The 5915-nt window shown below is 68.0% G+C and carries 7 protein-coding genes; 2 read left to right on the top strand and 5 right to left on the bottom strand.

The window, feature by feature from the left end:
- Together I73_RS26080 and I73_RS05210 are read left to right on the top strand one after the other, a co-directional pair.
- On the top strand, positions 1 to 639 hold a 639-nt coding region (locus tag I73_RS26080), incomplete at its 5' end, for an urease accessory protein UreE (RefSeq protein ID WP_022979646.1).
- A 3-nt stretch (positions 640 to 642) separates the two neighbouring features.
- On the top strand, positions 643 to 1353 hold the full coding sequence (locus tag I73_RS05210) for an urease accessory protein UreF (RefSeq protein ID WP_022979645.1): 711 nt from the start codon (positions 643 to 645) through the stop codon (positions 1351 to 1353).
- A gap of 307 nt (positions 1354 to 1660) precedes the next feature.
- On the opposite strand, the gene I73_RS30715 is transcribed toward I73_RS05210, so the two are convergent.
- The 5 genes from I73_RS30715 to I73_RS05185 are packed head-to-tail and all read right to left on the bottom strand — an operon-like array spanning position 1661 to position 5580.
- The gene (locus I73_RS30715) at positions 1661 to 2989 is read right to left on the bottom strand and encodes a beta-propeller fold lactonase family protein (protein ID WP_159105845.1); all 1329 of its coding nucleotides are present in this window, start codon (positions 2987 to 2989) and stop codon (positions 1661 to 1663) included.
- Between the two features lie 46 nt (positions 2990 to 3035).
- Positions 3036 to 3665 carry a chalcone isomerase family protein gene (locus tag I73_RS26070; RefSeq protein WP_022979643.1) on the bottom strand — a complete coding sequence of 210 codons (630 nt, stop codon included), beginning with the start codon at positions 3663 to 3665 and terminating at the stop codon, positions 3036 to 3038.
- A gap of 41 nt (positions 3666 to 3706) precedes the next feature.
- Positions 3707 to 4405 (bottom strand): flagellar basal body L-ring protein FlgH, encoded by a 699-nt coding sequence (locus I73_RS05195; protein ID WP_022979642.1) that lies wholly within the window; start codon positions 4403 to 4405, stop codon positions 3707 to 3709.
- 52 nt (positions 4406 to 4457) lie between these two features.
- Positions 4458 to 5024, bottom strand: coding sequence for a hypothetical protein (locus tag I73_RS05190; protein ID WP_022979641.1), 567 nt, complete (start codon positions 5022 to 5024; stop codon positions 4458 to 4460).
- A 37-nt stretch (positions 5025 to 5061) separates the two neighbouring features.
- Complete coding sequence (locus I73_RS05185) at positions 5062 to 5580, bottom strand: hypothetical protein (protein WP_022979640.1); 519 nt, start codon at positions 5578 to 5580, stop codon at positions 5062 to 5064.
- Between the last annotated feature and the right edge of the window lie 335 nt (positions 5581 to 5915).

The following is a 5915-nucleotide window of genomic DNA, read 5'->3' as shown; positions in this document are numbered from 1 at the left end:
CGGGCGCAGCTGGGCGTGTTCCTGCCGCGCGGCACCACGGTGCGTGGCGGCGATGTGCTGGTGGCCGAGGACGGGTCCCTGATCCGCGTGCTCGCCGCACCACAGGCCGTGCTGGAGGTGCGTGCCTGCGCCGAGCATGGCAGCCCCTTCGACCTGCTGCGCGCCGCCTACCACCTGGGCAACCGCCACGTGGCGCTGGAGCTGCAGCCCGATCACCTGAAGCTGGAGCCCGACCATGTGCTGGCCGACATGCTGCGGCAGATGCACCTGATCGTCACCGAGGCCCAGGCCGGCTTCGAGCCCGAAGGGGGCGCCTACGGGAGCAGCCATGCCCACGGCCATACGCATGACCATTCGCATGACCATTCGCACGGCCATTCACACGATCATGCCCATGGCGACTCCCATGAACACCATGGGCATGAACACGGGCACGCGCATGAACACGGACATGTGCACGGCCCGGGCTGCGGCCACGACCATGCGCCGGCCCCGGCCCGTGGCAAGCCGCTGAGCGTGCCCATCACCGCCGCCCCGGCGCCCCATGTGCACGGTCCCGGTTGCGGGCACGACCATGGCCACGCCCACGGCGAGCACGATCATGGGCATCACGACCACGGGCACGGTCACTCGCACTGAGCCATGCCCCGCGTCCGCTCCACCCCGGCACCGCTGCCGGCGGCCACGCTGCTGCAGCTGATGTGGCTGGCCTCACCGGCCCTGCCGGTGGGCGGCTTCAGCTACTCCGAGGGTCTGGAGGCCGCGGTCGAGGCCGGACATGTCACCAACGAAGCCCAGGCCGCCGACTGGCTGGATGATCAATTGACGCTGGCCCTGGGCCGGGCCGACCTGGCCGTGGTGGCGCGCAGCGCCCAGGCCTGGCAACGGGGCGATGTGGCGCGGGCCACCGAGCTCAACGACTGGGTGCGCCTGACGCGCGAGAGCAGCGAATTGCGCCAGCAGACCGAGCAGATGGGCCGCTCCCTGCAGGACTGGTTGCGCCAGCGCGCGCCCGAGGATCCGCGCGTGGCCGCGCTGGGTGCGCTGCGCCCGGCGCCCTGCTGGCCGGTGGCCTTCGGTCTGGCCGTGACGGTGATCGGCGCCCCGCTGCGGGAGGCCCTGCTGGCCCACGGTTTCGGCTGGGCCGAGAACATGGCCCAGGCCGCCATCAAGGCCGTGCCACTGGGCCAGAGCGCCGGCCAGCGCATCCTGGCGCGACTGAGCCAGCGCCTGCCCATCGTGGTGGACCAGGCCCTGGCCCTGCCGGAGAGCGCATGGCAGGCCTTCACGCCCGGGCTGGCCATTCTCTCGGCCCGTCACGAGGCCCAGTACTCCCGGCTGTTCCGATCCTGAGGCGGCCCCGCAACCCGGGTCCACATCGCGGCAATGCGGCAGCAACACGGCGCCTCGAAGATGCAGGCTTGTTCCCAGGCGCTAGCGCTTTCCTGGTGCTGATGGTTTCAGTGTCGGCCCACGTAGCGCGAGGCCATGGCGGACAAACGCGGCCCGTCGCGTCCCCCCTCGGCACCCGCCCAGGCGGCTGCGTGACGAAGCTGGCGAGACAAGTTCGCGCAGGCGGGGGTGGTGTCCTTGGGCGCCCCCTCCCTGGCCCGAGGCCACTGCCTCCCGCCTGCGCACCCCTTCCAGCCGTGGGCGATCCTCATCGCGCCACCACGCTGACCGGCGCCAGCCCGCCGGTGCTGACCGTGGCAGGCGACAAGGCACTGAGCGCCCCGCCGGAGCCCACCGAGAACTGTGACAGCGTGCCGTCGCCGGCATTGCTGACGTAGAGCCGCGCGTTGTCCGGCGTGATGGCGATGCCCGAGGGCGTCGTCCCCGCGGCCACTGTGCGCGTGGCCATGGGCGTGAGGCTGCCGCCCGACACCAGGTACTGAGACACGGTGGCGGCGCCTGCATTGGCCACATAGGCGTGCGTGCCGTCCGAGGTCAGCGCAATGGCCCGCGGCGTGGTGCCGGTGCCCTGGCTGCTGCTGTAGCTCAGTGCCCCCGTGCTGGCATTGATGGCGTAGCTCAGCACCTTGGCACTGTCCGCCAGGGTCACATAGAGGTAGCCGCCACCGGGCGCCACCGCCAGTCCCTGCGGCTTGCTGCCATAGCCGGAGACGCTCACCGTGGCCTTGCTCAGTGCCGTCAGCGCGCCGCTGCTGCCCACGGCGTACTGGGAAATGGTGTCGTCGCTGGCATTGGCGACATAGGCATAGGCCCCGTCGGGCGTGATGGCCATGGCATAGGGTGCCAGGCCGCTGGCCACGGTGGCCGTCGACAGCGCCGTGGGCTGGCCGCCGCTGCCCAGGCTGAACTGCGAAACGCTGGCGCCGCCGTAGTTCACGGCATAGAGGTGCGAGGCATCGGGTGCCAGGGACAGCGCATAGCCGAAGGTGGCGGCCCGTCCGCTCAGGCTGGACAGGCTCAGGGCGCCGTTGCTGTCGATGTCCAGCACCGACAGGGTTTCATCGTCCCGGTAGCTCAGCCAGGCCTGGCTGCCATCGCCTTTGAGGGCCAGCGCCGAGGGCATGTAAGGCACCGCGACGGTGGGCGTGCTCAGCGCGCTGAGAGCGCCGGTGCTGCCCACCGAAAACTGCGCCAGTGTGTTGCTGTTGGTGTTGGCCACATAGACGCGGTAGCTGCGGCAGATCACCGCCACGCTGCTCACGTTGCCGCTGGTCGAGCCGCTGCCCTGGCTGACCTGGCAGGTCTGCCCGCTGGGCTGGGTCTGCACGGTGACGTTGTAGCGGCTGCCGATGGTCTCGTCGAAGGTGAAGGCCGTGGCACCGGACGCCACCGCCAGCGTGTCGCTGCCGTTGGCCAGCACCAGCCCGTCGGTGCTGAGCCCGCTGATGGTGCCGCCCAGGGTGTTGCTGCCGGTGCTGCTGCCGTCGTCGCCGCCACCGCAGGCGGCCAGGGCGAGTGCCGCGAAGAGGCTGAGCGGCAGCCAGGGTCTGTGTCGAAGGAGAAGGTTCGGTGGCATGGCCATGGAGGGCAGTGGACGTGGCAAGAAGGATGGGATGGAGGGCTCAGTTGCGGGAGACCACCCGCTGCGAAGCCGGGGCCCCCAGCAGTTGGGCGCGCAATGTGGTGTCGCTCACCTGCTCGCCCAGCCAGACGCCCAGCAGGGCGTCGTAGAAGGCCCGCCCCCGCACCGGCTCGATGAAGGGTTGGTGGTTGAGCTCGACCACCGTGCCGGTGCCCGGCACCCAGTCCAGGGTGAGCAGGTCGCCCTTGCGCAGCCCCTGCGGCCGACGCCCCACCGCCTGCACCAGCTGGTGGGCCGGGCCTTGCAGCGCGGCACGGTCGACGCCCGGGTCATCGCCGCGGAGCTGATCGGTGATGGCGCTGCGGAAGTCCTCGGCGCTCACGTCACGCATCAGCGCGATGGCGATGCGCCGCGGGCCTTCGGTCTGGCGGACTTCGGACAGGGAGGCGCTGCGCTCGGGCAGGTAGAGTGCAATGGCATAGACCCGCAGCAGCCAGGAACGGCTGACACCGGCACCATGCAATTGCAGCCGTCGGCCCGCCACCTGGACGGCATCGTCCACGGCAACGCCCTCCAGCGTGGCCGACCGGGCGGTCGGCAAGGTCAGCAGGCAGCCGCACAGGCCCAGCAGCGAGCCGACGCGGGTGAGTTGCAGGCGGGTTGAAGACATGGCGCATTCCTTTCAGGACGATGGCCAGCACGGGGCATGGATCACCAGACGCTCATCTGGTTGGTCAGCAGCCTCTGCAGCCAGTTGCGGCTGGCGGCATCGGAGACATCGCCCTCGCCAGCCAGTTCAAAGCGGGCGTTCACCACATCGGCCGAGGCAATCACATTGCCCGCCTTGATGTCCTGTGGATCGATCACCCCCGAGAAGCGCAGGGCGCTGAGCCCCCCGTTGAGCGCGATGCGACGCTCACCAGCCACCAGCAGATGCCCGTTGGGCAGCACGTTGATGACGGTGGCCGCGATCTGGCCGCTGAAGCTGCTGTTGTTGTCGGTCGCGCCCGAGCCCTTGTAGCTGTCGCTGCCGGAGGCCGAGGCATCGATGTTGCCGAAGAAGTCGATCAGCTTGCTGCCGGAGCGGGAGTTGCCAGGGCCCTTGTCGGCCACCGCGTTCTGACGGCTGGTGTCGGTGGTCAGCTTGCGACTGGCCTTGACACTCTCGTCGATGTTGACCTTGACCACATCACCGATGTTCACCGGCTTGCGGGTGCTGGAGAACAAGGAGCCGGAGGAAAAGGCCGCCTGGTAGATCGCGCCATTGTTCGTGCGCTCCACCAGCACCTGTTGCGGGTTGGGCGGCACGTACAAAGGCGCCTGCACCACCGTGGAGGCACAGCCCGTCAGCACCGCCAATGCGGACAGCGAGGACAGGAGTGCGGGGATGGCAACGCGGCGGGAGATCATGGGGACTCCTTGGGTGGACGGGGTGGGAGGCAAGAGGGCTCGGCGGCGGGACTCAGCCGGCCCTGGCCTGAGGTGAAGGGCCGACAAGGGCCTTCACCGCCGGCGCAAGCTTGTCGCGGGTGCTGGCCCAGCGCCCCATGGACATCAGGCCGTCGTCGAGCACGAAGCTGCTGGTGGCCAGCACGCGGCCATCGGCGCTGTTGAGCACCAGGGTGGCGCGGTCCAGGTAGGGACGGTAGTCACTGGCCGTGGGCGGCACGGCCCACTGGATGGAGGCGGTGTAGCGCAGCCAGACATCGCACTGGTCGTAGCGACCACCGGCCTCGTAGACGCGGCTCTCGATGTGCTGGGCCTGCAGCTCGGCCACCAGGGCCGGCAGCAGGTCCGCGGCCTGGCTGCTGCGGTTGTATTCCACGCACAGGCGCTGAATGGGGCCGTGCGCATAGACCACGGTGTCGCGCGCCTGGGTGGGCCCCACCTCGGTGACGGCCCCCTGCACCAGGGCACCGCCGGCCTTGGCCAGCTCCCACAACGGCTCGGCACTGAACACCGAGCAGCCGGACTGCAGCAAGGCCAGCGGCAAAAGCAGGCCGACAGAACACCAGAAGGACGCGCGCACGGGAATCTCCTCGCAGACGGGTGGATTCGGAGGAGATTCAGGCCAGGGACTTCAGGGCATTGGTGGCCGAGGCCACACCCAGTCCCACATAGCTGCCGATCGACTGGGTCGCCGAGGCCAGGCCTTCACCGACCTTGCCCAGGACCGACTCCACGCCATCGACCCCCGATTCCACGGCGTCGACCCCGGACTCCACGGCATCAACCACGGAGTTGGCCGCCGAAGTCACGGTGTTCTTCACCGTGCTGGCAGCGTCCTCGACAAAGTTCGCCGCCTTCTCCGCGGTGTGGATCACGCTGCTTCCGGCGTTCTCGAGATAATTCCCCGCTTCGCTGAAGAAATTCTCGACGCCACTGGCGGCGTCGGAAATATCCTTGCCCAACGCGCTCAGCGCCTTGTCACTGAAGGACACCGTGGCGCTGGCGGCATGGCTCACACTGCTGCCCACGGTTTGAGCCACCCCGATGGTATTGGCCACGACAGGACCAAATTCCTTGGCATTGAGCTCGTAGGTGCCGGGGCGGTTGGCATACGAGGTAGAGCTGATGCTGTCCATGAGAGGCTCCATGGGTTCAGTTGAAGGTGTCGTCATCGTAGAAAGTCACCTTCCAGGGGTTTGGGTCAATAAACCCCGATTGCCCCCCATTTATCCAACCCCAAAAATTACCCTCACGACATCACCGGAAAAAATTCAGAAATATGTCTATTTGATTTTCCACATCATCCAAACACTCCAAATTCGACATATATATTTACATTCGACAGAATATATGTCCTGATTTGTTTTCCGCGTNAAGATGTCGGACACATACCACAGGGCCACGGAAGACATCGGCCTCCACGGCGCATCCAGAGCGAGCCGGGTCGGCATGGCCCGTGCATGCCATCATG

The sequence above is a fragment of the Ideonella sp. B508-1 genome (genome assembly GCF_000333615.1).
Lineage (GTDB): Bacteria > Pseudomonadota > Gammaproteobacteria > Burkholderiales > Burkholderiaceae_C > Ideonella.
The sequence above is the reverse complement of the archived record's forward strand: the minus strand, read 5'-3'. Positions and strand labels throughout refer to the sequence as shown.